A 26,955-nucleotide genomic window follows, 5' to 3' on the forward strand; every position below is an offset into this window, starting at 1 on the left:
CATGAAAAAGGTCATCAAAGGCGGCAAAATTGCGACGGCAACAGATGTTTATGAGGCTGACGTATTGATCGAGGATGGGATCATTACAAAAATCGGAAAAAATCTGGAGGAGGATGCCGAAATCATCGATGCAACAGGCAAATATGTAATGCCGGGCGGAATCGACCCGCATACCCATCTAGACATGCCCTTTAATAATACGGTGACGGACGATGACTGGGAATCAGGGACAATTGCAGCCGCATTTGGCGGTACGACGACGATCCTTGACTTCTGTTTGTCCGCCGGTGAAAGCAAGCTCTCCGATGCGGTGGAAAAGTGGCATGCAAAGGCAAAAGATAAGGCGGTCATTGACTATGGCTTCCATTTGATGATTACAGACTTTACTCCGGAAACAGAAGCGGAGCTGCCTGTCATTTTGGAGAAGGAAGGCATTACATCTATGAAGGTGTTCATGGCCTATGCCCGGGAATTCCAATCATCCGATCGTACCCTCTTTAAGGCCTTCAAAATCGGAAATGCAACAGATACCGTCGTCATGGTGCATTGTGAAAACGGCTCTGTCATCGATGAGTTGGTGGAGGAAGCATTAGCAAACGGCAACACTGCGCCGATCTATCATGCACGAACTCGCCCGGCTGTCCTAGAAGGGGAGGCGACAAAGAGAGCGATAGAGCTAGCAAACTTAGCAGGAGCAAAGCTTTATGTCGTACATGTGACATGCAAGGAGGCTGTCGACGAAATCATCAAGGCGCGGGAGAAGGGATACGATGTCCTTGGCGAGACATGTCCACCGTACTTGACATTGGATGAATCGATGCTGGCGCAGCCTGGTTTTGAAGGGGCGAAATACGTCTGGTCCCCGCCGCTTCGGCCTGTCGAGCATCAAGAAGTGCTATGGAATGCATTGAAGGCGAAACAGCTGCAAACAATCGGCTCAGATCAATGCTCCTTTAGTTTCAAGGGTAAAAAACAGCTTGGGCTAAATGATTTCTCGAAAATTCCAAACGGCGGACCATTCATCGAAGACCGTTTTGGCATTTTGTATTCAGAAGGAGTGGCGAAAGGTCGAATTACGATTAATGAATTTGTCGATATGATCTCTACAAGCGCTGCAAAGACATTTGGCCTGTTCCCGAAAAAAGGAACGATTGCTATCGGTTCGGATGCTGACATTGTACTATTTGATCCGGAAGTGAAACGGGTCATTTCAGCAGAAACACATCATATGAATGTAGACTACAACCCATATGAGGGATGGGAAGTGGCAGGGGAGGTACAGACAGTGCTTGTGCGGGGAGAATATGTAGTCAAGGACAAGACATTTGTTGGGACACTTGGCAGCGGCCAGTATCTGAAGCGTAAGCCTTCTTCTCAGCCTTTAATAGAACCAGCACTTAACTAGAAAGCAATAAAGGGAGAAAATAAAAACTGGAGAAAGGGAGGAAAAAGAATGGGAATTATTCATGGCGGAATGATTGCAGAAAAATTGAAGGCCAACTTTATGGAGATGGAGCCCGCACTTACGAATTATGAAGCGATGGAAGAGGCAAATCGCTGCCTGTACTGCTACGATGCGGCCTGTATAAAAGCCTGCCCTACAAGTATAGACATTCCGAAGTTCATCAAGAAGATTGCCTCAGGGAATATGAAAGGCTCCGCTCGTACGATTCTCGAGGCGAATCCGCTGGGAGCAAGCTGTGCGCGTGTCTGCCCTACAGAGGAGCTATGTGAAGGTGCGTGTGTACTGAACCACCAATCGAAGCCGATCGATATTGGCCGTCTGCAGCGCTATGCGACGGATTGGGCGATGGCATCAAGTGTACCTTTATTTAAAAAAGGATTGTCTCAGCAAAAAAAGGTTGCCATCGTCGGCTCGGGTCCTGCTGGTTTGGCAGCTGCGCGTGAGCTGGCCTGCTTCGGCTATGAAGTAACGATTTACGAGGCGCAGGAAAAGGCAGGAGGACTTGGACGCTACGGCATCGTTGCCTTCCGTCTGCCAAATGAGGTAGCGGAGTGGGAGGTAGAACAAATTGAAAAGCTGGGTGTCAAAATCCATACAGGTACAAGTGTAGGCAAGGATATTGCGGCAGGAGACTTGCTGAATAATTACGATGCCGTAGTGTTGGCAGTTGGAATGGGAGAGGTGCCTAATCTTAGGGTGGAAGGTGAAGATCTTGAAGGAGTCCATGATGCCATTGAGTTTGTAAAGCGAACGAAGCTCGGTCATATCGATTCTTCTCTTGTAGGGAAAAGAGCAGTAGTAATTGGGGCCGGGAATACAGCGATTGATGGCGCTACAACTGCAGTCCGGCTCGGGGCTTCTAATGTGAAAATCCTATACAGGCGTACTGAGGCAGAAATGACCGCCTACCAATTTGAATATGAATTTGCCAAGCAGGAAGGAGTGCAATTTGAATGGCTGACAGCTCCGGTAAAAATTCTCGGAGACGAGGCTGGGAAAGTGACCGGTATCGAGTGTATGAAAATGGAGCTGGGCGAACCAGATATAGATGGACGCCAAAAACCAATACCAATCGCTGGGTCAGAGCATGTCATCGAGGTCGATGCCATTATCAAGGCTATTGGCCAATCCCGCTATACGGAGCTTATCGAGTCATTTGGGCTGGATCATCAGTGGGGTGTCGTAACTGTAAATGAAGAGACGATGCAGACATCGAATCCAAAAGTGTTTGCATGTGGAGACGTCATCTTCGGTAATGGGCAGGGTGAAGCAATGGTTGTAACAGCTGTACAGCAAGGAAAAGATGCCGCTTATAGCATTCATGAAAAGCTCCAAGCTGCATCACAAATTGCTTAGCATGTAATTAGGTGAAGGGGGGACAACATATGGCAGACTTACGTATTAATTTAGCGGGAATTGAATCACCGAATCCTTTTTGGCTGGCGTCAGCGCCGCCAACGAATACAGGCTACCAGGTGCAGCGTGCCTTTGAGGCAGGCTGGGGAGGTGCTGTATGGAAAACATTGGGCGATCCGATATTGAACGTTTCATCCCGATTTGCGGCAGTCAATTTTAATGGTCAGCGGGTTGCTGGATTCAACAACATTGAGCTTATTACGGATCGGCCGCTTGAAGTAAACCTGCAGGAAATCTATGAAACAAAGAAGCGCTTTCCGAATCATACAATTATCGCTTCCTTGATGGTCGAGCCGAGACAGGAAAAGTGGCATGAGATTGTCAAGCGTGTAGAGGATGTAGGGGTAGACGGGCTTGAGCTTAACTTTGGGTGTCCCCATGGAATGGCTGAAAGGGGGATGGGATCTGCATCGGGACAAGTGCCGGAGCTTGTAGAGAAACAGACCTTTTGGGTGAAGGAAGTCGCCAAAACACCTGTTATCGTCAAGCTTACACCGAATATTACGGATATTACCGTGACGGCAGAAGCGGCTGTGGCTGGTGGGGCGGATGCAATCAGTATGATCAACACAATCAACAGCCTTGCCGGGGTCGATTTAGATTCCTGGAATACAGTGCCAAATGTTGCGGGCAAGGGCGCACATGGAGGTTATTGCGGTCCGGCAGTAAAGCCGATTGCATTGAACATGGTGGCTGAATGTGCGCGGAGCCCTCATATCAATGTGCCGATTTCAGGTATTGGAGGTATCTCCAATTGGCGAGATGCCGCTGAGTTCATGTTGATGGGCTCAAGCTGTGTGCAGATCTGTACGGCGGCTATGCACCACGGCTTTGGCATTGTAGAGGATATGATTGACGGCCTCAGCAATTATTTAGATGAAAAGGGGCTGGCTTCAGTGATGGATTTAGTCGGCCGATCCGTACAGCGCTATTCGAGCTGGGGAGACCTGGATCTGAACTATAAAGTCGTAGCTCAGATCAACAATGATGTTTGTATAAACTGCAATAAATGTCATATCGCCTGTGAAGATACGTCTCATCAATGTATCGACCTTTATACGGAAAGCGGCCGTCCTATGCTGAAAGTTCGGGAAGATGACTGCGTTGGCTGTAACCTTTGCTCGATCGTCTGCCCGGTAGACGGTGCAATCACAATGGTAGAAAAGAAAGGCCTGTCACCAATGACCTGGAATGAACGACAGGCATTGATGGGCCAGTATGCATCGACGACTATCTTGAAATAGGAACCTAGATGAATAAAATGGAAGGGGAAACCTTTGTATGGAAAATAAGAAATCTTATTTGAAGTCCCCTGATTTACTGCCCGTGACGCATGCACAGCGTAAAGTCAGTGCTTTTGGTTTTTCTGTGATTTGGGTGGGGATGGCCATTGTGCTGGCGGCATTTGCCATTGGCGGCTCGGCTATCATCAGCCTACCATTGCCCTATGTTATCCTCGCAACGCTCGTAGGATCTGTTGCCATCGGAATTTTCATGACATTGATCGGGGACATTGGAGTAGAGCATGGGATATCCTTTCCGGTCTATATGCGTGCTCCGTTTGGAACGCTTGGTACGCACATCCCTTCCATCATGCGGGGATTCACAGCAGCATGCTGGTTCGGTATTAATTCCTATTTCGGTTCCACAGCCATCAATGGCATATTAAATCTACTATTCGGTTTTGATAACTGGATTTTGTGTTTCATTGTTTTCGTTACACTGCAGCTGATCAATACATCTTTAGGTATCAAGTCAATTGAGCGATTCGCTGATTTGGCAGCTCCGGTCATCATTCTCATTTCTTGCTGGATGTATAGTACATTAGCTGACAATGCCGTATCCCAAGGAAAAGATGTATGGAGCTGGGTTGAATCGCCAGCTACAGGAGTGGCTGGATTCACAGCCTTTATGGTGGTCGTCATGGCCAATATGGGATTCTGGGCTACACTTGCAGCAGATATGCCCTCTCTCTCCCGCTTTTTTAAAGCACCAAAAAATGAGCGCAGCTGGTTTAAGCGGAACAAAACTCAGCTGATGGGCTCGCTTGTCGTCATGCCGATTACAAATACCTTCATGGTCGTCATCGGTGCTGTCTGTTATATGGCGGTAGCTACAGCAGATCCGATACAAGCACTGCAAGCAAGTGCGAACGGGATTATTCTAGGTGTTCTTTTGCTGATGATCGTACTCGCGCAATGGTCCACGAATACCTCTGCGAACGTTATTCCAGCAGCAACCATCTTTTCTAATGTAGGCGGTCCGAAAGTACCTTTTTGGGTAGGGGTTGTTATTACAGGTATTTTAGGGTCAATCGTACAGCCGTGGAGCCTATTTGATGTGCTGAACAGTCTCTTGTTGATCATTGGCGGCATATTAGCCGCAATTGTCGGTATATTGTTTGCGGATTATTACTTGCTGCGAAAGCGCAGAGTCAACGTATCAGCGCTATATGAACTCGACGGGCAGTTCAAATACGTAAAAGGCTTCAACCTGGCCGGGCTGATCGCCTGGATTATCGGCGGGGGAATCGCCAATATATTTCCAACCTATTCATCATTGATTGGATTCTTTGTAGGGGCGGGAGTCTATTATGTCCTGGCAAAATATTGGTGGTTCGTCAAGTATCCTCAAGCGGAAATCATGAATCCGAGGGATGAATTGTATCTTGGGATCACGGCAGGGAGGGACTGGCACATCGGAGACAGCCCATACACGGAGACAGAGCCGAATCTAGTCCCGGAAACATTGGAGCAGCCAGTCACTCAAAAATCATAGAAGGGAGGCAATCGTATGTCGGCGTATGAAGAAGCTGTCTTGGAAATGAAGAATATTGATTCGCTGCTCAGCCAAGGTTATGACATTGCACATGTATATGAAAATCTGAGCGGCATGTTCGTTGAATTGAAAAAGGATGAGGAAAGGGAAAATGTGCAGCTGCTGACGGCTGATGCACGAAAATATCTATCTATAAAACTGCGTGAGCAGGCGGCTGATAACTAGACAGCGTCTTGGCTAGGCTGGAAGCTATAGTTACTAAAAGGGGCGGTTCGATAATTAATCGAACGGCTTCTTTTTGCTGTTGAATATACGGAGGGAAAGCGATGTTCGTTCATCAAGCCTGCTGGAGGGCGCTTCAAGCGTCTTGCCTGCTTTAGAAAAGGACATCCGGGAAGTAATGGACGTTTTAAAAAGGCGATAGAGGGAAGTCTAAAATTACATAGGGAGATGGATGTGGTTCTCCTGCGGGAGCTGGTGTTTTGCAAAAAAGCGCAAACACAGGCAGAATGGTTCCTATTTGTAAAATGAACATGCTATACTACAAAAAGATGTTATATAAAGGAGGCTATTTATAATGGCAATTGTACAAGGTACAGATTCAAATTTCCAACAAGAAATCGCAAACGGCGTAGTATTAGTAGACTTCTGGGCTGCTTGGTGCGGACCATGTAAAATGATCGCTCCAGTACTTGAAGAGCTGGATTCAGAAATCGGCAACGAATTAAAAATCGTGAAAGTAGACGTTGATAACAACCAAGGTACTGCTGGTCAATACGGCATTATGTCGATTCCATCATTACTTTTATTCGTAGATGGCGAGTTAAAAGCGAAAACTGCCGGCTTCATGCCAAAAGAAGCTTTAATCGACTTCATTAACGACAATAAATAATTGTTTTGTAAGGTGTAAACAGCAGTATTTGTTTACACCTTTTTTATAATAGCCGCAAAGCCGAGTGCAAACACGTGCTCGGTTATTTTAATTGTTTTATAATACACCTATAACAAAAAGTTCAGGTGATAAGATGAATGAGACGATCAAAAATAAATTAGCAATCCTGCCGGATGAGCCGGGCTGTTATTTGATGAAGGACCGCCAAGGCACCATCATTTATGTTGGTAAGGCAAAAATCCTGAAAAACCGTGTGCGCTCCTATTTTACGGGAAGTCATAACGGAAAAACAGCAAGGCTTGTCAGTGAAATCGAGGATTTTGAATATATTATTACATCCAGTGATTTAGAAGCGCTTATTCTGGAGCTGAACCTCATTAAGCTCCATGACCCGAAATACAACGTCCTGCTGACGGACGATAAAACATACCCGTACATTAAAATAACAAATGAAAAGTATCCCCGCATTATTACGACAAGAAAAATCAAAAAGGACAAGGCGCGTTATTTCGGCCCTTATCCAAATGCATTTGCAGCAAATGAAACGAGAAAGATGCTGGATCGCATTTATCCGCTTCGGAAATGTACGCATCTGCCAAATCAGGTGTGCCTGTATTACCATATGGGTCAGTGCCTGGCACCATGTGTAAAGGATATCGATAAGCAGGTCTATGACGATATGATTGAAGAAATTGCCAAGTTTCTAAGCGGCGGCTATGAAGACATGAAGAAGGAGCTTGAGGCAAAAATGCTGGAAGCTGCTGAAAAGCTGGAATTTGAGCGTGCGAAAGAGCTTCGTGACCAGATAGCGCATATCGAAACGGTCATGCAAAAGCAAAAAATCGTCACTGGAGATTTATCAAACCGTGATGTATTTGGCTATGCGGTGGAGAAAGGCTGGATGTGTGTCCAAGTATTTTTTGTGCGCCAAGGGAAGCTAATTGAACGTGACGTTTCCATCTTTCCGATTTACCGGGACCCTGAGGAGGAGTTCCTAACGTATGTTGGCCGCTTTTACTCATCTCCGCAGCATTTGAAGCCGAAGGAAATTTTTATCCCGAATAATATTGATGAAGCATTGCTTGAAAAGCTGCTTGACGTAAAAGTGATTATTCCAAAGCGGGGCCAAAAACGGGAACTGGTAGAAATGGCAACAAAAAATGCCCAGATTGCGATCCACGAAAAATTCCAGCTTATTGAGCGGCAGGAAGAGCGGACAATCGGGGCATGCGAGGCGCTCGGTGATGCGTTGAATATTTCCACGCCATTTAGAATTGAAGCGTTTGATAACAGCCATATGCACGGAGCTGACCCAGTTTCGGCAATGGTCGTGTTCATTGATGGAAAGCCGGCAAAAAAAGAATACCGGAAATATAAAACACGTGAAGCAGCCAAGCATGATGATTACGGGGCAATGGAGGAAGTCATCCGCAGACGTTATACAAGGGTATTAAAGGATAATCTTCCGCTTCCTGACTTAATCATTATTGATGGCGGGAAAGGACAGATGGAAGTAGCAAGAAGTGTACTGCAAAATGAGCTGGGGCTCGTCATCCCGATTGCCGGATTGGCAAAGGATGAAAAGCACAATACTTCTCAGCTGCTGTTCGGTGAACCGCCGATCCCGGTGGAAATGAAACGGACGAGTGATGGGTTTTACCTGCTGCAGCGAATTCAGGATGAGGTGCACCGGTTTGCGATTACATTTCTACGCCAGCAGCACCAAACGAATGCGATCCAGTCAGTGCTTGACCAAATTGAAGGTGTAGGACCAAAACGGAAGCAGCAGCTGTTAAAGCATTTCGGATCTGTAAAAAAGGTGCGGGAGGCAAGTATCGATCAGCTCCTGGAAGCAGGAATCCCGCAAAAACAGGCATATAACATCCATCAACATTTCCGAAAAAATGAATTGAAAAACGAATAAGCGTATGCTACGCTTACATCATAATTTCATAGCGAACAAAGATAGAGGTGCAGGCTTCAATAGTACCACTTGTGAGGAGGAGCAACTCCAAGGAACAGGTGTGAAAGGGAAAACTGCCGAAGTGGATAATTGTTGTTCCAATTATTTGCTGGTTTTGCATTTAAGAAATGCTGGACTGTCAGAAACGCCTTAGTATGGCCTATTTCTGGAGAGCTATCTCAACGAACAACTGACGTTTATTGAGGCGGCTCTCTACTTATGTGGAGGGCCGCTTTTTATATGTAAGCATGTGATAAGTATCGTAAGCCCGTAGATGGCAGACTTCCGTGTATGTAAAGGACGATAGCCAAGTAACAGTAAGGGCCCATATTCTGCTTCTGGAAATAGAATATACAGCAAACTAAAAAGTACCAGCCATTGTTCGCTGAAATAAAAGCACAGAGGGTGGCATTTTAAGGAGGAAGTAAAATTGGAAAAAAGCATGATTGTACGAAGCGTAGCCTATGAGGCGGATATTATTCGCCTGACGATTGGCTACGAAGCATATGAAGAATCAGCAGTAGCTGAGATGATTACCGTATTGGCCGAAAACGGAATTAATCTCGATATGGTTGTACATGTTTTATTGAATGATTTAAAACCGACAATCTCCTTTTCAATCGCAAAGGAAGAGTTTGCGAAGGCCCTTCATGTACTGGAGACAGGAAAAATGTCGCTTGGCTTTAGTTTTGCTGATTTTGAAGTGGGGCTGGCAAAAGTTTCGATCGAAGGAGCGGATATGGATATTACGCCGGAAGTAACGGCCCGGCTGTTTACCCGGTTATCAAAGGAAGGGATTCAGATTAAAATGGTAAGCACCTCAGAGCTTAAAATGTCGGTAGTTGTCGCACAAGATGAGATGATGCGGGCAGCTAATGCACTGCATAGTGAATTTCAAACTACGTAATCGTAAATCGGTAGTTGGCAGAGGAAATGTGCGGTGGAGCGGGAATACTATAAAAACCGTTATTTTTGTAGTATCTACAATAATATAGAAAATAGAGCGTTCTTTAGTAGAATAGCTGTTTCAAGACGCTCTATATCTTTTTATATAATTAACGGATCGGCTCCTTTAAGTCCCATTTCACATTAAATTTTACGATACCTTGCTTACTGCTTTTTTCTTCGTAGCACTCTGTTAGGAAGCCATTAATCTTCTGGATCTGTTCTGCAAGAAAACCAGCTTCGAGCCGGAAGCAGCGCTCCTCGACCTTCAACGTATCAGCCTCACCGCTTAGTATGTATACGATTTCATCTTTTTCTTCCTTTTCGATGGATAAAGCACCCCATCCGGCTTGCTCAAAAAATAATGGTGCTTCATCAAGCGTGAATAAGGGGAATTTTCTTGCTAGTTCTTTTCCTGCCCAGTAAAGTACCTCTTCTTCATGCTTGCCGAGGACAGAACGCAGTATATGGTCACGCACTAATTCGTAACCGAATATTGGAATCGTTTTCACATTTTGATCAGTCATCTATAAAAAACTCCCCTCATTTTTTTTGTATTTTTTAGACTCATTATTAAGTAAACCAAACTATCAGAGATAAAACGGGTTTTAAACAGCAAAATTCATCTTTTTTAGTGTGGACGAAATACTCCTGAGTGCCTTGACGCTTGTACTAACTGAGAGTACAATGGACATGTTATAATATTGTACCATGATGAAGTATCCAGTCAATGCGTGAAAATTACAAAGTAATGACAATTGACTAGTATATTTCAAGTACTAAGGGGGGTAACAATCTTGTCGAAAGATCGTGAGTTTTTATGGCGCCGCTTACATTCTCTACTTGGTGTGATTCCGGTAGGTCTGTTCTTGGTGTTCCACTTATCACTGAACTTCACTGCTGTAGGTGGTGAAGAAACTTACAATAATGCTACAGGAAACATGGATTTAATTCCTCATGCACTATTGTTACTAATGGAATGGGTTATCATTTATATTCCATTAATGTTCCATGCGTTTTACGGAATTTATATCGCATTCACAGCAAGACATAATGTTAAACGCTTCAGCACATTCCGTAACTGGATGTTTGCTCTACAACGCTTTACTGGTATCTTCCTAGTAATCTTCGTTGCTTGGCATATTTTCCAAACTCGTGTCCAAAAAGCATTTGGAACTGATGTTGACTTCAACATGATAGCTGAAATCGTAGATAATCCATGGATGCTAGTTTTCTACATTGTTGGTATTTTATCTGCTACATTCCACTTGGCGAACGGTTTATGGTCGTTCCTAGTGAGCTGGGGGATCACTCAGTCTCCATCATCACAACGTGTGGCGACATTTATCACAATGGCATTCTTCATTATCCTATCTATCATTGGGGTAGTAGCAATCGTTTCATTCGTATAATTTAATCTAGTAGCTTACAATATAGATATGCTACACAGCACATGACTTTTAAAGCAATGTAAGAGGAGTGAGAATCAATCATGGCAAAGAGCAAAGTGATTGTTGTCGGTGGCGGCCTTGCAGGCTTAATGGCAACGATTAAAGCAGCCGAAGTTGGCACTGAAGTTGAATTATTCTCATTGGTTCCCGTAAAGCGCTCACACTCTGTATGTGCGCAGGGCGGAATTAATGGTGCAGTAAATACAAAAGGTGAAGGGGATTCTCCGTGGATTCACTTTGACGATACAGTATATGGTGGGGACTTCTTAGCGAACCAACCACCAGTAAAAGGTATGTGTGACGCAGCACCTGGTATCATTCACTTAATGGACCGTATGGGTGTAATGTTCAACCGTACACCAGAAGGTTTACTTGACTTCCGTCGTTTCGGTGGTACATTAATGCACCGTACAGCATTCTCTGGTGCAACGACTGGTCAACAGCTTTTATACGCACTAGATGAGCAAGTTCGTTCACACGAAGTAGCTGGTCTAGTAACAAAATTTGAACACTGGGAATTCCTTGGTGCTGTGCTTGATGACGAAGGCGTTTGCCGCGGTATCGTAGCACAAGATTTAAAAACTGAAGAAATCCGTGCATTCCGTGCTGATGCGGTTATTATGGCAACAGGTGGACCTGGTATCATCTTCGGTAAAACAACGAACTCAGTAATCAACACTGGTTCAGCAGCATCAATTGTATATCAACAAGGTGCATCATATGCGAACGGTGAAATGATCCAAATTCACCCAACAGCGATTCCTGGGGACGATAAAAACCGTCTAATGTCAGAATCTGCTCGTGGTGAAGGTGGTCGTATCTGGACATATAAAGACGGTAAGCCTTGGTACTTCCTAGAAGAAAAATACCCTGCTTACGGTAACCTAGTACCTCGTGATATCGCAACTCGTGAAATCTTCGACGTATGTGTTAACCAAAAATTAGGTATCAATGGTGAGAACATGGTTTATCTAGATCTTTCTCACAAAGATCCACATGAACTAGATATCAAACTTGGTGGTATCATTGAAATCTACGAAAAATTCGTAGGGGATGACCCACGTAAATTACCAATGAAAATCTTCCCGGCAGTTCACTATTCAATGGGTGGATTATGGGTTGACTATGATCAAATGACAGAAATCCCAGGCTTATTTGCTGCTGGTGAATGTGATTTCTCACAACACGGTGCAAACCGCCTTGGCGCTAACTCTCTACTTTCAGCAATTTACGGTGGTATGGTTGCAGGACCAAACGCTGTTAAATATATCAAAGGACTTAAAAAGCATGCGGAAGATCTTCCAGAAACAATCTTTGAAGCTCGCGTAAAAGAAGAAACTGAGAAGTGGGAAGCAATCCTGAAAATGGACGGCACTGAAAACGCATACTTATTACACAAAGAGCTTGGTGAGTGGATGACTGACAACATGACAGTAGTACGTCATAACGACCGTCTTGAAAAAACTTACGAAAAGCTTACAGAATTACAACAACGCTGGGAAAAAATCAATATTAATGATACACAGCGTTGGTCTAACCAAGGTGCTCACTTTACACGTCAGTTAAAGAATATGTTATACCTTGCAAAAGTTATGACAAAAGGTGCTTTGCTGCGTAACGAATCTCGTGGTGCACACTACAAACCTGAGTTCCCAGATCGTGATGACGAGAACTTCTTAAAAACAACTATGGCGAAATTTGATCCTGCTACAGGTGAGCCAATTATTTCTTATCAAGAGGTAGACGTTTCGTTGATTCCACCACGTAAACGTGACTACTCAGCATAAGAGGAGGAGACTTAAACATGGAAGCAACAGCTAACACTGGTAGAATGGTAGATGTTGAGATCCTTCGTCAAGATACTGAAAACGGTCAAAGCCGTTGGGAGAAATTCCGAGTGCCTTACCGTCACGGTATGAACGTAATCTCAATTTTAATGGAGATCCAAAGAAATCCCGTTACTGCAGACGGTAAAAAGACAAACCCTGTAACTTGGGACATGAACTGTCTTGAAGAGGTTTGTGGTGCATGTTCGATGGTAATCAACGGACGCCCGCAACAATCTTGTTCTGCATTAGTAGATAAATTAACTCAGCCAATCCGTTTAGAACCTATGGCTACTTTCCCGGTAGTACGTGACTTACAGGTTGACCGCAGCCGTATGTTTAACGCACTTAAGAAAGTAAAAGCTTGGGTACCAATCGATGGTACGTACGATTTAGGTGAAGGTCCACGTATGCCTGAGCGCAAACGTCAATGGGCTTATGAATTGTCTAAATGTATGACTTGTGGTGTATGTATGGAAGCATGTCCAAACGTTTCTGAAGGTGCTTCATTCATTGGACCAGCTCCATTATCACAAGTACGTCTGTTCAATACACACCCAACTGGTGCAATGAACAAAGACGAGCGTCTAGCTGCAATTATGGGCGACGGCGGTGTTGCAAACTGTGGTAACTCACAAAACTGTGTTGCTGCTTGTCCAAAAGGTATTCCTTTGACAACATCAATCGCAGCGTTAAACCGTGCTACAACAGTTCAAATGTTCAAGAACTTCTTCGGTTCTGACCATATGGTTGACTAATAAAAAAATGAAAAGCCTAGAGGATGTATTTCCTCTAGGCTTTTTTGATTTCCTAATGGGGGAGAGCCCCGCCGGAATTGTCTGCTTCGTATATAATAGTAGCATCTTGCAGGGTAGTGTACTTCTTGCTGGAATATAAAGTATCCTTCTATAATAATTCCATGCTATAATGAATGAGTATTCATTCTTAGGGATGGAATGAAATGTAGTTAACAAGGGAGGATTTATAATGAAGGCAAAATACATTGAAGAGCCGCAAATATGGGCAAGCGAATTTTCATTTTCCGTTGAGGTGCAGGTCCGATTTTCGGAGACGGATATGTTTGGACACGTCAATAACACGGTTGTGTTTACATATTTAGAGCATGCACGTATTGAATATTTGAAATCAATCGGGCTAATGAGCAAGGAAGGAAACATTCCAGTAGTAGCCGATCTGCAATGTGACTATGTACGTCAAATGTTTTTCGATGAAAAAATAAAAGTGTATGTGAAAATCGCTCAAGTAGGCAGTAGTTCTGTAGATATTCATTACATGGGAAAAAACGAAAAAGATGAAATTGTTTTTACCGCGAGGGGAACAATTGTTCAAATAAATGGGAAAAATGGCAGACCCGTCCCTTTTACGGATGAAGAGAAAGAATTATTGCATGGGAAATAGTGAAAATGCCCTCACCTCACGCCAACTTTGACATACTGTACAAGGAAGAGGATGGGAGGTTGTTGCTAAATGAGTAGCCAGCAGTCAGGCTTTCTTCTAACTAAGCGAGAGCGCGAAATATTCCAACTGCTGATTGAAGATTATTCAACAAAGGAAATTTCTGAAAAGCTACAAATTAGCGAGAAGACAGTGCGGAATCATATTTCCAATACAATCCAAAAGCTGGGTGTCTCGAGTCGAACGCAAGCACTTGTAGAATTATTACGACTGCAAGAATTGTCTCTAAACTGAATGTAGGCTTGCTATTTGCCCAAAAACACTTCAAAATAGACATATGAATATTTTGGGGAGTGAATGGGTTAGATGAAGGACAACAGTAAACACAGCGTTGAATCTGTAGCATCATTAGAAAAAGAGCTACGTTACATTTCACACTTAATTAAACAAAAAGGTCGTGAAATTTTAAGTAATTATACGATTACACCTCCGCAATTTGTGGCTTTGCAGTGGTTACATGAGTCTGGAGATATGACAATCGGGGATTTATCGAACAAGATGTACCTCGCATTCAGTACGACAACGGATCTCGTTGATCGTATGGAAAAGAATGAGCTGGTGCAGCGTGTTCGTGATGAGCAGGATCGTCGTGTCGTTCGCATTCACTTACTAAAAGAAGGTGAGCGTATCATTCAAGAAGTAATTGAAAAACGTCAAGATTACCTTCGGGATCTACTCGGAAGTTTTGACACAGATGAAGCGCATAACCTACTACAACTACTACAAAAATTACATTTATTAATGAAATAGGATTGAGGCGGTAAATGTGAATGCCCCGATTGGTGTTATCGATTCAGGTGTTGGTGGCTTAACAGTAGCAAAAGCGATTATGGAGCTTTTGCCGAATGAAACAATTTATTATATTGGTGATACAGCGCGTTGCCCATACGGTCCCCGCACAAAGCAGGAAGTACGTACTTTTACGTGGCAGATGGCAAAGGCGCTGGAGAAAATGAATGTCAAAATGCTGGTTATTGCGTGCAACACAGCGACAGCTGTAGCACTGGAGAGCCTGCAGAAACATATGCCGTTCCCGGTGCTCGGTGTGATTAATGCAGGAGCACGGGCGGCAATTAAAAAAACAAAGCGCAATGAAATTGTTGTTCTTGCAACAGAAGGCACGGTCAAAAGTGCCGCCTATGAACAGGCAATCTATTCATTGAGCACAAAAGCAAAAGTAATACCGCTTGCATGCCCTACATTCGTGCCGCTTGTAGAAAGCGGTGAGTATGAAGGGCAATTCTCTTATGACTTAGTGGCCAATGGACTTAAGCCATTAGAGGAGGAGCGTTTCGATACGGTTATTTTGGGCTGTACGCATTACCCGATCCTGCAGAAGCAGATTGAAGCCGCTGTAGGGAAAGGGGTACATGTTCTGTCATCAGCAGAGGAAACAGCCCGCGATGCGGAAGCCATCCTGGCGTTTAACAATCAGCTGCGGAAAGATACGTCACCACCCGAGCATAAGTTTTTTGCTTCGGGGTCGGTACCGATTTTCCGTTCTATTGCCGAGCGCTGGCTGGAACAGGAGCATCTGGATATCCATCGTATAAAATTTTAATGATAAGCCCGGCTGCAGACGCAGTCGGGCTTTTTATAATCGTACTGCAAAGGGCGAGATGTTTTTACGGAAGTTATGTTATTTCGATGATAATCTGGTTGTTTCACCTTTTTCGACCCTGAAAATTATGTTAAGATAAGGGGCAGAATTACGAGGAGGTCTACCATGACAAGACATGATAACCGAGCTGCAGGCGAGTTACGCCCAGTTCATATTGAAAATAATTATTTAATGCATCCGGAAGGTTCTGTACTGATCACTGTAGGAAACACAAAAGTTATCTGTACAGCAACTGTCGAAGAGAGAGTACCGAGCTTCCTGCGTGGACAAGGCAAAGGTTGGATTACGGCAGAATATGCAATGCTCCCGAGAGCGACTGCACAGCGTACACAACGTGAATCTTCACGCGGCAAAGTAAACGGGCGCACGATGGAAATCCAGCGTCTGATCGGCCGGGCTTTACGCGCAGTTGTTGACCTAGAAGCATTAGGTGAAAAAACAGTATGGATTGACTGTGACGTTATTCAAGCGGACGGCGGTACACGTACTGCTTCTATTACAGGAGCATTTGTTGCCATGACACAAGCTATTGCTAAGCTTGGCACTGAAAAGCCATTTGCTAAATTCCCAGTTGTTGATTACCTGGCTGCGACAAGTGTAGGGATTGTAGAAGGAACGGGACCTGTGCTGGATCTAAACTATGTAGAGGATGTCGATGCAGCGGTCGATATGAATATTGTTATGACAGGCGAAGGTCGCTTTGTCGAGCTGCAGGGAACGGGCGAAGAAGCAACATTTTCCCGCGAGGAACTAAATGAGCTTTTGGGACTTGGAGAAGCCGGCATCGCTCAATTGATCGATATTCAGAAAGAAGCATTAGGTGAGCTAGCAGCCCTAGTCGGATCAAGGGAGGAAGCATAACATGAAACAAGTAGTGATCGCAACGAAGAACAGAGGAAAAGCAAAGGACTTCGAAGCACTGTTCACGCCACTGGGCTATGAGGTCGTGACGATGTTTGATGTGGCACCTGATATGGAAATCGAGGAAACAGGTACAACCTTCGAAGAAAACGCTGTATTGAAGGCTGAGACGCTTTCTAAGGCGCTTGGCACGATTGTTATTGCAGATGATTCAGGGTTGGCGGTAGACGCGTTAGACGGTGCGCCAGGGGTTTATTCTGCGCGATATGCAGGCGACCATGATGATGAAGCTAACATCGTCAAGGTGCTTGAAAACTTAAAAGGCGTGCCGGAGGAAGAGCGTACAGCGCGCTTTATGTGTGCTCTTGCCATTGCTGGACCAGAGCTCGAAACGACAACTGTATTCGGTTCATGTGAAGGTGTTATTTTAGAAGAAAAGCGCGGTACAAACGGCTTTGGCTATGATCCAATTTTCTTTGTACCAGAGTTGAACCGTGCGATGGCAGAGCTGTCACCGGAGGAAAAAGGGGCTATTTCCCACCGCGGTAATGCAATCCGCAAGCTGGCAGACCTGCTGCCAACGCTACTACATTAATAAGGGGGCATACGGTAATGAAACTATTGATCATGAGTGATACGCACGGAGATGCAGAAGTGATTAGCAGGGTATGCAGCTATTATCCTGAAGCAGAGGCAGTCATCCATTGCGGGGATAGCGAGTTGCCGTATGACCATGAGGCGCTGGAAGGAATCGAGCGCGTACGGGGCAACTGTGACCACGGAACAGACTTCCCGGAGGAAAAAGTATTCCAGATAGACAGAACAACGATATTTGTCACACATGGCCACCTATTTAACGTAAAATCGTCGATCCTATCCCTCACATACCGGGCAAAAGAGCTTGGAGCCGATATTTGCTGCTTCGGCCACTCTCATATACTTGGAGCCGAAAAGATCAATAACACGCTCTTTATCAATCCCGGAAGCCTGCTGAAACCCCGCGGCCGCGAAGAAAAGACATTTGTTGTTGTCGAAATCGAAGAAGCCAGCTATGTGGTAAACTGCTATACCGATGATCATGAGCTACTGAAAACAATGCGTTTTGAACGCTAATAAATCAGCCTTATTCCTGCGGATATGGAATAAGGCTGATTGCTTTATGCATAATATATAACGCGCTAAAACTTACGTTATATCGTGTTCGGTAGCTTTAATTATTTTTTAGGGAAATAACATATTTCTAAAAAGAAAATATCTACGTTTCACATCGCCCGCTAGGCTAAAAACAACGATGTATTGCCGTTAGTTTTTGCAGCTGTCTCCGTAGAAAACAGGCAGGGGTCCTTTTGCCTTCCTTTCGATTTTGCCCCCTTGTAACACCAAATGGAGAAATTCATATACGACTTAACCTGGGATAAGTGACAAATAGAAATCTTTTATTCGTAATGTCGCTTATTTTTATTTAAGTTGTATGTTGAAATCGGTGAATAGAGATTTGGATATTTTTAAAGTGATTGTGTTTTTTTCGCGCAATAAATACTTACCCGCAAAAGTTTTTTTTTCTGCGATCAATTGATTTTTGTCCTAAATGCGACTGAATAAAATGGTGTACTGTACGGCGGGAGGAGGCATTTTTGGCGTGCTAAGCAGGATGAGTAAGATGGAGTTATAGCAGTGTAAAAAAGTAAAAAGTAGATGAATTATTAAGTTGTCTGCATTTTTATTTAAAAGCATGTTGACTTTCGCTTACTTTCCGCATATAATAATAATTGTCTTTCCTATCATATTGATGGAAAAACATCCTGTCTCAGTAGCTCAGCTGGATAGAGCAACGGCCTTTAAGTTAATAGGAGCCTTTATAGGGAAAGAGAACCTATAAAGTGGACGACACCGTATCGGTGAAGCCTTAACAGATTATGCTGATGGTAATACCGAGGAAACTTACGATTTTCCGAAAGTAGTGAATCTTATGGATCATCACACAAAAACTAAGGGAGATTTAGGAGTCTTGAAGGCTCAAGTCGATTTATACACAAAGGGTTATATGATATTATTTCGACCCTAAAATGTCTAATAAATCATTAAGCTTGAGGGTAGAGACACCAAAGAATAATCAAATAGCTAATATTAAATATGCTAGTGATTATCGTGAGGTTCCGTAGAGACTAAACGTGTCGCACCTGAAATGGTGAAGTTATAGTCCAGACCAGCAAACTGCAAATGCAGGTAGTGAAAACTATAGTGGTAAGCTAAGCCGTCGGTCGGGGGTTCGAATCCCTCCTGGGACGTATCAAGGTTCAGATAGAATAAGTTTGAACCAACTGAAAAGCACTTCAAATCCTTTATTATTAAGGAATTGGAGTGTTTTTTTATTTACGGAGAAAAAGAAAGAAAAAGGTGCTTTTATACACAAACTTTACACAAGGATTTACCCGTTATAAGTTTAGTAGATCCTGAAAAATTGAAGCAGTTTTCGTAGAATCACGCTCATGTAGTTCTTTTAAGAGATGTGCTTAAGTAGAGGTTCATCAAATTTTCGGTTGGGATACAGTAGGGCATTGTTGAAATGATTACATAATACTATCGAATAAGTTGCCTATTACCGATGCTGAACTCGGTTGCACTCAAATACTTATAAGTTTAAAAAGAGGTATTAAATAAAAAGTACCCAGCAACTCATGATAGCAGCCGGGTATATTAATTAGAATCCGAGGCAAAAAACAGCTTCAAATCAGAGTGTGCTCGACATTATTTCAGCGCTATATTTTCTATATACAGCTCAACATCTTTCATCAATTGTTTGAATAATATTCTATTTTTCTTTTTAATATTTATTCTTTCGCTTTTTCTAGCAGCCTTTAAAGAAAATTCTTCATGAACAATAAAACTTCTGAGATCCGCCAATACTTTAGTATTGTTCTTAAAAGTTAAATAATCACCCATTTTTTTCTCTAAATCAAGAATTACATTAACATCGGATGTATTTCTATATTTACTCTTACAAATCACTTTATAGATGTCTTTTAACAGCTGTTCAATTAATGCATACAACTCAACCGTGAGTGCTGCATATTTCCTATCTTTGTGCCGTCCATAGAATTCTTCCAATTCATAATCGCTTAATAGCGCCATCCATTTGAAGGTACCTGATTTATTCGAAGTATTTTTAACAATTTGTTGAAATTCCTTTTCAATTAAACAAAGATCTGCACATGCATAATCTTTTAATTTTTTGATTTCTCTCTTTTTACTCAACTAAAACACTCCTTCTACCGATTGGATTTGACAACAAAGGGGAAAGTTCCTTGCGAGTATGGTAAAAATGATTTCGGCCATTGCTCCCCCTGTGCCATAACTCTTTTATATTTCTTACCCGAATTTGGGCTAATCAACTATTTTCGAGGGAGTATAGTTTTCTGAAATAAGATAGAAAGCAGCGGGACTTATAATATTTATCCTATCTATAAGAATGTAATGAAAAATAAAAAAATGGCTTTGAAATAAAGTTCGATAATTTATAATAAAGTCTGATTGTCTATAAAAAAGTTTGATCAAATTCCAGTGTAGATAGATAAGATATTTTCTTGTTCCGCAAACGGGCCAGATTGTTGAATATCAAACTTTTATGAAATATTACTAAATGAAGTTTTAGGAAAGTTATACTTTAATTAACGCAGCAGGTTATTAAAGCAAAAAAGCTAAATATATTTTTAAGAAATTTTGAATGAGGTGTGAAAATGAGTAATGATATAACTAAGTCTAATGTTGGGCATACGATTTTTAAAACAACGGGAGTACGTCATAAATATCCTCTTATCGATTTAGTTAAAAAACAAGTAACGTGTGTTGTTGTTTATCAAGAGAACACATATATGACGGTAATTGTTGATGTGAAAAATGATACTGTAAGCATTCAAGGTAACGTTGATGAATTAGGCGGATTAGCGATGAGCAAAGATGATTATATTGATATGTTCAAGCATCAGGCTAAGCTTTTTGTTGATAACAATGTTTCTGATCCAGATAAGTATTTTGATGAGTTAATAAGGAATCAAACTTCAAACTAGTGGAGAAGTGTTTCAAAAAAGCACCCAAACACCGCTTTGGATGCTTTTTTCAACTAATAAGGCAGATTTGCTAAGGGATATTATTGTACTAACTCATCGCACCCATATGGCTCAATGTAATTATGTAATATTCGCCTTATTTTAAAAATGGTGCTTGCAGTAGGATTCGATTCTCAATCAGGTTTTTCAAGCTGATCAGGGACTTGGATGGTCCGAATTGTATGATAGAATCTTGAAATTGGCCAATATCCTCTATGGAAGCAGTCTGAATCTTAATCATGTAATTGTATTCGCCACTAATTCGAAACATATCGGTTACAACGGGAGTTTGTTCGCAAAAATCCACCAGTGCTTGACATTGCTCTGTTTTAATAAAAAAGAATGCCGTGGTCCCTCGGCCAAGCGCTTGATGACGATAATTTGTCGTATAACCCGAGATGATGTCTTTCTCCTCAAGCTTTTTTATTCGTTCCCTTACCGAGGGCTGAGACATGGATACTTCTTTACTTATTTGTGAAATGGAGATACGTGCATTCTGCTGAAGAAGACGCATAATGTGGTAATCAGTTTCATCCATCCAATGTTCCATATATAATTCCTCCTGATGTGTTTTCAAAAATAAATGAAATTAATAAAATCTCATTATTTTTTGAAAGTTTAACGTGGTAACTTCCTTATTTGTTATATGTATTTCCTCGCAATACTATTCTATACTAAATTCATTAGAAAGGGGAAATAATATATGAATATAAAAGGTCTTGCTCATATTGCAATTCAGGCAAAAGATTATCCGGCCACAATCCGGTTTTACATTGAAGCGTTAGGGTTTAAACGAGGACATCATTGGAGCCTTCCTGCGTTTCAAATCAAGGAAGCTTCGATGCTGATCTCTCCCGACGGCCGAACATGTCTCGAGGTTTTTGATGACGATGCTGTCATCCCAGCACAAGGGAAGAAAGCGCAGTCGGAAGTGGAAGTTACTTACGGAGCTTTGCTTCACCTAGCATTTTATGTAGAAGAGGTCGACAAAGCGTTTCAAACAGCACTTACCCATGGGGCAAAACCTTACGTGGAAGCAGACAATCTCACTCTCGGAGAACCTCCTCTTCTTATCAGAAATGCTCTTGTCCACAGTACAAATGGGGAGGTTATCGAATTTATTCAGGATGTGGATTTTGATATAGAGTCCCATAGTTCAACGCAATTCTTAAGTAGGTTTGTACCTTTTTCAGCTACAGAGCCGTATTGTGGAGTAAAGTAATCGAATATTTATCCATAATGCAATCGAGATAGTGATGGGTTGTACTTAAACTAAAGAAACAGGATAATTGAACAAGGTTTGGAAAGAATACCTCTAAAAAGAGGGTTAAGAAAATGAAAAAAGTAGTTTTTATTGTCTTAATATTATTAATTTCAATAGGTACTATCGAGAAAGTAACCGCTCGTTCATTACAATCAACTGAAAAAACATTAGAAGTCAGTGAACATCATGAATTATCAATAAAACAAGCTATCGAATTAGCATATCCATCGGCATTGAAATGGAATAAAAATGCTCAATTATTAGATGCAATCAATATAGATTTAGATAAGCCTAAGAAGGGAATTGGCGCAAACGGTAAAAGGAAAAATTGGAATATTTCATTTGGAGTGCCAAACACTAATAAGCATTTTTTAGTAACCATCCATGATGGGGAAATTGATGGTTTAAATGATTTGACAACAGAAGGTGCTTCTCCCTATCCAAAAAAGGAGTTTGTAGTATTGGATGATATTAAATACGATTCACCTGAATTACTAAAAAAAGGATTAGAAATGGGCAGTATTTATCCAGGTAAAGATTGGGCAAAAGGTTATAATTTTATGCTGAGAAAAGACACGAGGACAAATACCCCCGTAATGTTAATAATAGGTTGGAATAGGGTTCAGACAGAAATGAAAGCAGTTGGCTTTAATGTAACAACAGGAGAATATATTCCGCAAAAGAATTGAATTTGGTTTATTATTTGCCCTTATTTAACGAGCGGGTGCTTTACTTTAAAAATGATCTTCCAAAATCGGACGCGATTGTTGAAAACCAACAGTAGGGAATGATCAAACTATTTTATAAAAATTACACAGTGTTTCACAAAGAATTAACCCGTTTTGAAAAAACTTTTTTCAAAACAGGTTCTTTTAATTTAACTTTAAATATGGGTCTGTGGGTTGTTTTTAATCAAACTTTATTCTAAAGCTACAAAAAACAGATAGAACGGGATCAATAAATGATACCTGTTCCACCTGTTTCATTGATGAAGCTTTTCTTACATTCCTTTCGGTCGGTTCGTCATAGCGGTGCTTTTTTACAATTATTTTACGCCTGGCACCCAACCAACATTGCGTTTCATCATGTTCATTAGCGACTCTGGAATGTTATTATCACGATCCATATCCATTTCAGTAATAACCGGTTCACCAGCCGCTACTTTTTCTACCCAATGCGGTTCAATTAATAGTTCACGGCCAAGTGCAATTAAATCGGCACCTGCTTCCATTGCTTCTTTCGCATCTTCTGGTGAATAAATTGAACCAACACCGATAAACGGTACACGACCGTCAATCACACGTTTTAAAATTGTAATTCGGTTTTCTTTTTCACCGCTATAACGACGCGCTTCTGAACGGAAATCACCTAACGACATGTGTAAATAATCAAGCTTTTCATCTGCTAAACGATCTACAAGTTGAACCGTTTCATCTAGAGTGATACCATCTTCTTCAGGCTCTTCCGGGCTAAAACGATAACCAACGATAAATTGGTCATCAGCATATTGCGCTTTTGCACGGTTTACATGATCGATAATTTCTAATAAGAATGTCATACGTTTTTCAACAGAGCCGCCGTAACGGTCTGTACGTTTATTTGTAAAGCCTGAGAAGAATTGTTGTAATAAATACGTATTGGCACCGTGAATTTCCACACCGTCGAATCCTGCTTCAATTGCACGACGTGTTGTTTCACCAAAGGCTACGACGATTTCTTCAATTTCTTCAACCGTTAATGCACGAGCCACACCGCCATCTGCTGCAACGGTTTCACTTGCGCTTACGACATCGCCATTTGGCACAAGGTCACGTACTGCTTGGCGTCCACCATGATAAATTTGTAAAATTGCTTTTGCGCCACCGTCGTGAATCGCATCAGCAATACGTTTTAAGCTTGAAATATATTCATCGCTATGCGCCGAGATTTGACCAGGGAAGCCTTTCCCATTAGGAATCACGTAAGCACATGCTGTAATCACCGCACCCACGCCATATGAGCGCTCACGGTAATATGTAATCTCCGCATCCGATACTGTATCATCAGCATTTGCTGAATAAGTTGTCATTGGCGCCATCACAACACGATTACGAATTGAGACGCCGTTATTAAATGTAAATGGTTTTAAATAAGTTGTCATGTTATTCACTCCTTCTAAAATAAGAGTAAATTTATCGGATTTAAAAGTCAAAGATCCTGCTTTACTGCAGAGGCCTGAGATAACTGCTTTAATTCCTACTGCAGGCAATCCGATGGTTTTTATATTTCCAGATGATGCAGACAGGAGGGGGGAAACTTACATCTCTAAAACTTGTTGATGTTGGTCCTTTTCTAGCAGATGATAAACTAAATTTGTGTACAAAAGAAGCGGGGAAAATTATTTACGGTATTGGTATATGACCGTTTGCTTATCTGTACATTCTCATTAAACAGCATGGAATAAAAAATGAAGCCCGTTACTTTATGATAGCGGGCTTTTTTCGAAAAAAGATATTTATGAAATTTACTCAAGTATATCTAAAATCTCACATACGAAGCTTCCTCATTTTTGGGATCAAAATATTCAAATTCTCTTATCCCATGCTTCTCTTGAAAATATTTCTTCATATTTTCTAGATCATTTGCGAAAATGGTATAAGGACAAAAGAAAAAAGAAATTTGATTTTTTGTATCTTCATATATCCTAGCCCGTAATATTTCGTTATCGCCATAAAGTTCAATATGGTTACCTCTGTAAATATTATCGTACGTTCCATCTTCATTTAATCCACATTTATCTTCAAAAGGAATGAAATTAATTTTATAAGCTCTGTCGTTTATGATTAGTGATTCCATATTACATTACTCCCTTTACAAAGTTACATACAAATTGTATTTTAGTGGAAAAGCGTTATTGGATAAATAATGATTTTTTATTTTCTTTATATAGGAGTACGGTTTCAAACATCAAAAAATAACGACAATGCTTCATGATAAACCTATAGCTAATCAATAAGTACAAACCTAGTTCCCTTAATTGGTAGCGGGCTTTCGCAGCTATGTAAATAGCTATTTTAAAAATTACTTTGAGTATCTAATGATTTTTCATTATCTATATAAACATCTATTATTGCTTCAACATTATTTGCAAACGAAATAACACTGGGATGTAATCGCATTCCAGGTGTTTGTGCATCAAAAAATTTGTAATGAATGAAGAATATACAAACCAGGTTATATTTCTCTCTATATTCGTTGATTAGATCAACCTTTGATTTTAGAGGAGCAATCAAAGATTCAATTATTTTTTTACTTTCTTCCTCTTCGTAACGTAAAAAAACATCACCAGTATCTATACTCCAGACAGTTGCGTATCTAGTAAGACTTCTAGCTCCGCGTTTATAAACATCCCCTGTTTTATAGGCTTCGGTAGGTGTAACGCCTATTTCTTTTGTAAACTTATCAATTGGCCATACTTCATCGTCTACTCCAATAAGAAATCTGATATAAGCCTGATCTTTATTGAAGAAAAATGTTGCAGAATCTTTATTCATAGAATTCTCCTTTTTTAATCTTTAGAATTGTATTTTAATTACATCTTATCTAACTTGCAGTAAATTTTAAATATAAGAAAGGGTGGAATTAAACAAGGCAGTGAGCCGGTATATTTAGTGGGGAAAACTAATAAAAATTTAGGGGTGAATACAGGTTACTTTATGTCTGACTTCTAACTAGACACTTATATTGCATCAACGATAAATAGCTAGAGTAGCAGCAATTCACCCAAGAATAATATTTCTTTTTGGAAAAGAATTGCATCGTTAAATCTTAGGTTACTTTTCAAAAGTGAAACTTACAGCCGATCGCTATAGCGCCAAAGTCAAGGAGCATATCGAACATATAGAATGGGAGCCTGCTCATAAAGTTAATGTTCTTAAGTAAAGAGACGATTGATAATAAGCACGCAGTATTGATGAGGATTATAGGGTACTTAGATGAATTGTTAATATACAAACATATCTATACAATTATTTTAATTTAATTGACGAACCCTATACGAAAACGTTAAGTTGGAATTAATAAAAAATGGAAATTGCTCCTCGGAGCTTATAAGGGGATATGCAAATGAATGAAATCATTCAAAAGAAATTGGTAGAAATAGAAGAGAAATTTCAAGTGAAAATTTTATATGCGATTGAATCCGGAAGTAGAGCTTGGGGTTTCCCCTCAAAAGATAGCGATTATGATGTTCGATTTATTTATATTCATCGACCAGAATGGTATCTTTCGATTGATCCACAAGGGATAGGGGGGAAAAGAGATGTAATTGACGAACCGATTAATGATTTATTAGATATAAGTGGTTGGGAAATTACTAAAGCGCTAAGGCTTTTTAGAAAAAATAACCCGCCTCTTTTAGAATGGTTAAGATCTGACATCCTTTATTATCAAAAATATTCATTTGTTGATAATATAAAATCTTTGGAATCACAAGTGTTCTATCCCAATTCTATGTTGCATCATTATCTAAATATGGCAAAAAACAATTACCGTGAATATTTGCAGGGGGAACAAGTAAGAATTAAAAAGTATTTTTATGTACTTCGACCGATATTAGCTTGTAATTGGATTGAAAAATATAATGAGACACCACCAATTAGCTTTCATGAGTTATTAGAAGATATCATTCCCGACAGTGAATTAAAAAATGAAGTTAACCATCTTTTGAAACGAAAGCTGCAAGGTGATGAGTTAGATATTGAGCCTCGTCTTAAAGTAATTAACGATTATATAGAAAATGAAATAAAGCGAATCGAGGATTATATCAAATCTCTTAAAATTGAAACGAAGGATCCGACAAAATTATTAGATGAATTATTTAGAGATACATTGAAGGAAGTTTGGAACTAAT

At 41.2% G+C, this 26,955-nt stretch carries 28 protein-coding genes, 1 pseudogene and 1 riboswitch; of the genes and pseudogenes, 23 read left to right on the forward strand and 6 right to left on the reverse strand.

Going from position 1 to position 26,955, the window contains the following annotated elements; genetic code table 11:
* Nucleotide 1 precedes the first annotated feature (1 nt).
* The 8 genes from hydA (at nucleotide 2) to BOD01S_RS15475 (ending at nucleotide 9,421) form a co-directional block, all read left to right on the forward strand.
* Nucleotides 2-1,405, forward strand: coding sequence for a dihydropyrimidinase (hydA, locus tag BOD01S_RS15440; RefSeq protein ID WP_036156785.1), 1,404 nt, complete (start codon nucleotides 2-4; stop codon nucleotides 1,403-1,405).
* A gap of 48 nt (nucleotides 1,406-1,453) precedes the next feature.
* Nucleotides 1,454-2,821 carry an NAD(P)-dependent oxidoreductase gene (locus tag BOD01S_RS15445; protein WP_052124916.1) on the forward strand — a complete coding sequence of 456 codons (1,368 nt, stop codon included), beginning with the start codon at nucleotides 1,454-1,456 and terminating at the stop codon, nucleotides 2,819-2,821.
* Between the two features lie 29 nt (nucleotides 2,822-2,850).
* On the forward strand, nucleotides 2,851-4,125 hold the full coding sequence (gene preA / locus BOD01S_RS15450; protein WP_036156381.1) for an NAD-dependent dihydropyrimidine dehydrogenase subunit PreA: 1,275 nt from the start codon (nucleotides 2,851-2,853) through the stop codon (nucleotides 4,123-4,125).
* Between the two features lie 37 nt (nucleotides 4,126-4,162).
* Nucleotides 4,163-5,659 (forward strand): NCS1 family transporter, encoded by a 1,497-nt coding sequence (locus BOD01S_RS15455; RefSeq protein WP_036156383.1) that lies wholly within the window; start codon nucleotides 4,163-4,165, stop codon nucleotides 5,657-5,659.
* Between the two features lie 15 nt (nucleotides 5,660-5,674).
* Nucleotides 5,675-5,884, forward strand: a complete 210-nt coding sequence (locus BOD01S_RS15460; RefSeq protein WP_036156385.1) for a hypothetical protein — start codon at nucleotides 5,675-5,677, stop codon at nucleotides 5,882-5,884.
* A 352-nt stretch (nucleotides 5,885-6,236) separates the two neighbouring features.
* Nucleotides 6,237-6,551: a thioredoxin gene (trxA, locus tag BOD01S_RS15465; RefSeq protein WP_036156387.1), complete on the forward strand. Its 315-nt coding sequence runs from the start codon at nucleotides 6,237-6,239 to the stop codon at nucleotides 6,549-6,551.
* 133 nt (nucleotides 6,552-6,684) lie between these two features.
* On the forward strand, nucleotides 6,685-8,475 hold the full coding sequence (uvrC, locus tag BOD01S_RS15470; RefSeq protein ID WP_036156389.1) for an excinuclease ABC subunit UvrC: 1,791 nt from the start codon (nucleotides 6,685-6,687) through the stop codon (nucleotides 8,473-8,475).
* Nucleotides 8,476-8,509: 34 nt separating this feature from the next.
* Nucleotides 8,510-8,699, forward strand: a riboswitch (Lysine riboswitch).
* 245 nt (nucleotides 8,700-8,944) lie between these two features.
* A complete protein-coding gene (locus BOD01S_RS15475; protein WP_052124917.1) occupies nucleotides 8,945-9,421 on the forward strand; it encodes an ACT domain-containing protein in 477 nt (158 codons plus the stop codon).
* A 148-nt stretch (nucleotides 9,422-9,569) separates the two neighbouring features.
* Here the strand turns inward: BOD01S_RS15475 and BOD01S_RS15480 are convergent, their stop codons facing one another.
* Entirely contained in the window at nucleotides 9,570-9,986 is a 417-nt protein-coding gene (locus tag BOD01S_RS15480; protein WP_036156390.1) for a YslB family protein, read from the reverse strand.
* Between the two features lie 270 nt (nucleotides 9,987-10,256).
* Here BOD01S_RS15480 and BOD01S_RS15485 point away from each other — a divergent pair, with 270 nt between their 5' ends.
* From BOD01S_RS15485 to BOD01S_RS23935, 11 genes and pseudogenes are all read left to right on the forward strand, one after another.
* Complete coding sequence (locus BOD01S_RS15485; protein WP_036156392.1) at nucleotides 10,257-10,871, forward strand: succinate dehydrogenase cytochrome b558 subunit; 615 nt, start codon at nucleotides 10,257-10,259, stop codon at nucleotides 10,869-10,871.
* Between the two features lie 80 nt (nucleotides 10,872-10,951).
* Nucleotides 10,952-12,697 carry a succinate dehydrogenase flavoprotein subunit gene (sdhA, locus tag BOD01S_RS15490; RefSeq protein WP_036156394.1) on the forward strand — a complete coding sequence of 582 codons (1,746 nt, stop codon included), beginning with the start codon at nucleotides 10,952-10,954 and terminating at the stop codon, nucleotides 12,695-12,697.
* A 17-nt stretch (nucleotides 12,698-12,714) separates the two neighbouring features.
* Nucleotides 12,715-13,494 (forward strand): succinate dehydrogenase iron-sulfur subunit, encoded by a 780-nt coding sequence (gene sdhB, locus BOD01S_RS15495; protein WP_036156396.1) that lies wholly within the window; start codon nucleotides 12,715-12,717, stop codon nucleotides 13,492-13,494.
* A 229-nt stretch (nucleotides 13,495-13,723) separates the two neighbouring features.
* Nucleotides 13,724-14,155, forward strand: a complete 432-nt coding sequence (locus tag BOD01S_RS15500; RefSeq protein ID WP_036156398.1) for an acyl-CoA thioesterase — start codon at nucleotides 13,724-13,726, stop codon at nucleotides 14,153-14,155.
* A gap of 69 nt (nucleotides 14,156-14,224) precedes the next feature.
* A complete protein-coding gene (locus BOD01S_RS15505; RefSeq protein ID WP_036156400.1) occupies nucleotides 14,225-14,446 on the forward strand; it encodes a helix-turn-helix domain-containing protein in 222 nt (73 codons plus the stop codon).
* Nucleotides 14,447-14,518: 72 nt separating this feature from the next.
* Entirely contained in the window at nucleotides 14,519-14,962 is a 444-nt protein-coding gene (locus BOD01S_RS15510) for a MarR family winged helix-turn-helix transcriptional regulator (RefSeq protein ID WP_036156402.1), read from the forward strand.
* A 16-nt stretch (nucleotides 14,963-14,978) separates the two neighbouring features.
* Nucleotides 14,979-15,773: a glutamate racemase gene (racE, locus tag BOD01S_RS15515; RefSeq protein ID WP_036156404.1), complete on the forward strand. Its 795-nt coding sequence runs from the start codon at nucleotides 14,979-14,981 to the stop codon at nucleotides 15,771-15,773.
* 165 nt (nucleotides 15,774-15,938) lie between these two features.
* Nucleotides 15,939-16,694, forward strand: a complete 756-nt coding sequence (rph, locus tag BOD01S_RS15520) for a ribonuclease PH (protein WP_036156406.1) — start codon at nucleotides 15,939-15,941, stop codon at nucleotides 16,692-16,694.
* A gap of 1 nt (nucleotide 16,695) precedes the next feature.
* Nucleotides 16,696-17,289, forward strand: coding sequence for an XTP/dITP diphosphatase (locus BOD01S_RS15525; protein WP_036156408.1), 594 nt, complete (start codon nucleotides 16,696-16,698; stop codon nucleotides 17,287-17,289).
* 17 nt (nucleotides 17,290-17,306) lie between these two features.
* Nucleotides 17,307-17,807 carry a metallophosphoesterase gene (locus BOD01S_RS15530; RefSeq protein WP_036156410.1) on the forward strand — a complete coding sequence of 167 codons (501 nt, stop codon included), beginning with the start codon at nucleotides 17,307-17,309 and terminating at the stop codon, nucleotides 17,805-17,807.
* Nucleotides 17,808-18,663: 856 nt separating this feature from the next.
* Nucleotides 18,664-18,856, forward strand: a pseudogene (locus BOD01S_RS23935) (hypothetical protein).
* Nucleotides 18,857-19,442: 586 nt separating this feature from the next.
* Here the strand turns inward: BOD01S_RS23935 and BOD01S_RS15535 are convergent.
* The gene (locus tag BOD01S_RS15535) at nucleotides 19,443-19,949 is read right to left on the reverse strand and encodes a hypothetical protein (RefSeq protein ID WP_036156412.1); all 507 of its coding nucleotides are present in this window, start codon (nucleotides 19,947-19,949) and stop codon (nucleotides 19,443-19,445) included.
* Between the two features lie 482 nt (nucleotides 19,950-20,431).
* Here BOD01S_RS15535 and BOD01S_RS15540 point away from each other — a divergent pair, with 482 nt between their 5' ends.
* Nucleotides 20,432-20,761 carry a hypothetical protein gene (locus BOD01S_RS15540; protein WP_036156414.1) on the forward strand — a complete coding sequence of 110 codons (330 nt, stop codon included), beginning with the start codon at nucleotides 20,432-20,434 and terminating at the stop codon, nucleotides 20,759-20,761.
* Between the two features lie 136 nt (nucleotides 20,762-20,897).
* Here BOD01S_RS15540 and BOD01S_RS15545 read toward each other — a convergent pair whose 3' ends face one another.
* Entirely contained in the window at nucleotides 20,898-21,350 is a 453-nt protein-coding gene (locus BOD01S_RS15545; protein WP_036156416.1) for an Lrp/AsnC family transcriptional regulator, read from the reverse strand.
* A 153-nt stretch (nucleotides 21,351-21,503) separates the two neighbouring features.
* On the opposite strand from BOD01S_RS15545, the gene BOD01S_RS15550 reads away from it, so the two are divergent.
* Both BOD01S_RS15550 and BOD01S_RS15555 read left to right on the forward strand, forming a co-directional pair.
* Entirely contained in the window at nucleotides 21,504-22,022 is a 519-nt protein-coding gene (locus BOD01S_RS15550) for a VOC family protein (protein WP_052124918.1), read from the forward strand.
* A 113-nt stretch (nucleotides 22,023-22,135) separates the two neighbouring features.
* Nucleotides 22,136-22,753, forward strand: a complete 618-nt coding sequence (locus BOD01S_RS15555; protein ID WP_036156418.1) for a hypothetical protein — start codon at nucleotides 22,136-22,138, stop codon at nucleotides 22,751-22,753.
* 356 nt (nucleotides 22,754-23,109) lie between these two features.
* On the opposite strand, the gene BOD01S_RS15560 is transcribed toward BOD01S_RS15555, so the two are convergent.
* The 3 genes from BOD01S_RS15560 to BOD01S_RS15570 form a co-directional block, all read right to left on the reverse strand.
* A complete protein-coding gene (locus BOD01S_RS15560; protein ID WP_036156420.1) occupies nucleotides 23,110-24,204 on the reverse strand; it encodes an NADH-dependent flavin oxidoreductase in 1,095 nt (364 codons plus the stop codon).
* A gap of 377 nt (nucleotides 24,205-24,581) precedes the next feature.
* Nucleotides 24,582-24,899 carry a hypothetical protein gene (locus tag BOD01S_RS15565; protein WP_036156422.1) on the reverse strand — a complete coding sequence of 106 codons (318 nt, stop codon included), beginning with the start codon at nucleotides 24,897-24,899 and terminating at the stop codon, nucleotides 24,582-24,584.
* A 218-nt stretch (nucleotides 24,900-25,117) separates the two neighbouring features.
* Nucleotides 25,118-25,597 carry a DUF4279 domain-containing protein gene (locus tag BOD01S_RS15570; protein ID WP_036156425.1) on the reverse strand — a complete coding sequence of 160 codons (480 nt, stop codon included), beginning with the start codon at nucleotides 25,595-25,597 and terminating at the stop codon, nucleotides 25,118-25,120.
* A gap of 571 nt (nucleotides 25,598-26,168) precedes the next feature.
* On the opposite strand from BOD01S_RS15570, the gene BOD01S_RS15575 reads away from it, so the two are divergent.
* Entirely contained in the window at nucleotides 26,169-26,954 is a 786-nt protein-coding gene (locus BOD01S_RS15575) for a nucleotidyltransferase domain-containing protein (protein WP_036156426.1), read from the forward strand.
* Nucleotide 26,955 lies beyond the last annotated feature (1 nt).

This window comes from Lysinibacillus odysseyi 34hs-1 = NBRC 100172, from assembly GCF_001591965.1.
Taxonomy (GTDB): Bacteria; Bacillota; Bacilli; order Bacillales_A; family Planococcaceae; genus Lysinibacillus_B; species Lysinibacillus_B odysseyi.

Bases quoted from the DNA above. Each gene is read 5' to 3' on its own strand.
- BOD01S_RS15530 (WP_036156410.1), top strand. From the start codon at position 17,307: ATGAAACTATTGATCATGAGTGATACGCACGGAGATGCAGAAGTGATT.
- BOD01S_RS15455 (WP_036156383.1), top strand. From the start codon at position 4,163: ATGGAAAATAAGAAATCTTATTTGAAGTCCCCTGATTTACTGCCCGTG.
- BOD01S_RS15500 (WP_036156398.1), top strand. From the start codon at position 13,724: ATGAAGGCAAAATACATTGAAGAGCCGCAAATATGGGCAAGCGAATTT.
- preA (WP_036156381.1), top strand. From the start codon at position 2,851: ATGGCAGACTTACGTATTAATTTAGCGGGAATTGAATCACCGAATCCT.
- BOD01S_RS15555 (WP_036156418.1), top strand. From the start codon at position 22,136: ATGAAAAAAGTAGTTTTTATTGTCTTAATATTATTAATTTCAATAGGT.
- BOD01S_RS15570 (WP_036156425.1), bottom strand. From the start codon at position 25,597: ATGAATAAAGATTCTGCAACATTTTTCTTCAATAAAGATCAGGCTTAT.
- BOD01S_RS15550 (WP_052124918.1), top strand. From the start codon at position 21,504: ATGAATATAAAAGGTCTTGCTCATATTGCAATTCAGGCAAAAGATTAT.
- BOD01S_RS15460 (WP_036156385.1), top strand. From the start codon at position 5,675: ATGTCGGCGTATGAAGAAGCTGTCTTGGAAATGAAGAATATTGATTCG.
- BOD01S_RS15480 (WP_036156390.1), bottom strand. From the start codon at position 9,986: ATGACTGATCAAAATGTGAAAACGATTCCAATATTCGGTTACGAATTA.
- BOD01S_RS15525 (WP_036156408.1), top strand. From the start codon at position 16,696: ATGAAACAAGTAGTGATCGCAACGAAGAACAGAGGAAAAGCAAAGGAC.
- rph (WP_036156406.1), top strand. From the start codon at position 15,939: ATGACAAGACATGATAACCGAGCTGCAGGCGAGTTACGCCCAGTTCAT.
- BOD01S_RS15575 (WP_036156426.1), top strand. From the start codon at position 26,169: ATGAATGAAATCATTCAAAAGAAATTGGTAGAAATAGAAGAGAAATTT.
- BOD01S_RS15505 (WP_036156400.1), top strand. From the start codon at position 14,225: ATGAGTAGCCAGCAGTCAGGCTTTCTTCTAACTAAGCGAGAGCGCGAA.
- BOD01S_RS15510 (WP_036156402.1), top strand. From the start codon at position 14,519: ATGAAGGACAACAGTAAACACAGCGTTGAATCTGTAGCATCATTAGAA.
- BOD01S_RS15545 (WP_036156416.1), bottom strand. From the start codon at position 21,350: ATGGAACATTGGATGGATGAAACTGATTACCACATTATGCGTCTTCTT.
- uvrC (WP_036156389.1), top strand. From the start codon at position 6,685: ATGAATGAGACGATCAAAAATAAATTAGCAATCCTGCCGGATGAGCCG.
- sdhA (WP_036156394.1), top strand. From the start codon at position 10,952: ATGGCAAAGAGCAAAGTGATTGTTGTCGGTGGCGGCCTTGCAGGCTTA.
- trxA (WP_036156387.1), top strand. From the start codon at position 6,237: ATGGCAATTGTACAAGGTACAGATTCAAATTTCCAACAAGAAATCGCA.
- sdhB (WP_036156396.1), top strand. From the start codon at position 12,715: ATGGAAGCAACAGCTAACACTGGTAGAATGGTAGATGTTGAGATCCTT.
- hydA (WP_036156785.1), top strand. From the start codon at position 2: ATGAAAAAGGTCATCAAAGGCGGCAAAATTGCGACGGCAACAGATGTT.
- BOD01S_RS15565 (WP_036156422.1), bottom strand. From the start codon at position 24,899: ATGGAATCACTAATCATAAACGACAGAGCTTATAAAATTAATTTCATT.
- BOD01S_RS15445 (WP_052124916.1), top strand. From the start codon at position 1,454: ATGGGAATTATTCATGGCGGAATGATTGCAGAAAAATTGAAGGCCAAC.
- BOD01S_RS15540 (WP_036156414.1), top strand. From the start codon at position 20,432: ATGAGTAATGATATAACTAAGTCTAATGTTGGGCATACGATTTTTAAA.
- BOD01S_RS15560 (WP_036156420.1), bottom strand. From the start codon at position 24,204: ATGACAACTTATTTAAAACCATTTACATTTAATAACGGCGTCTCAATT.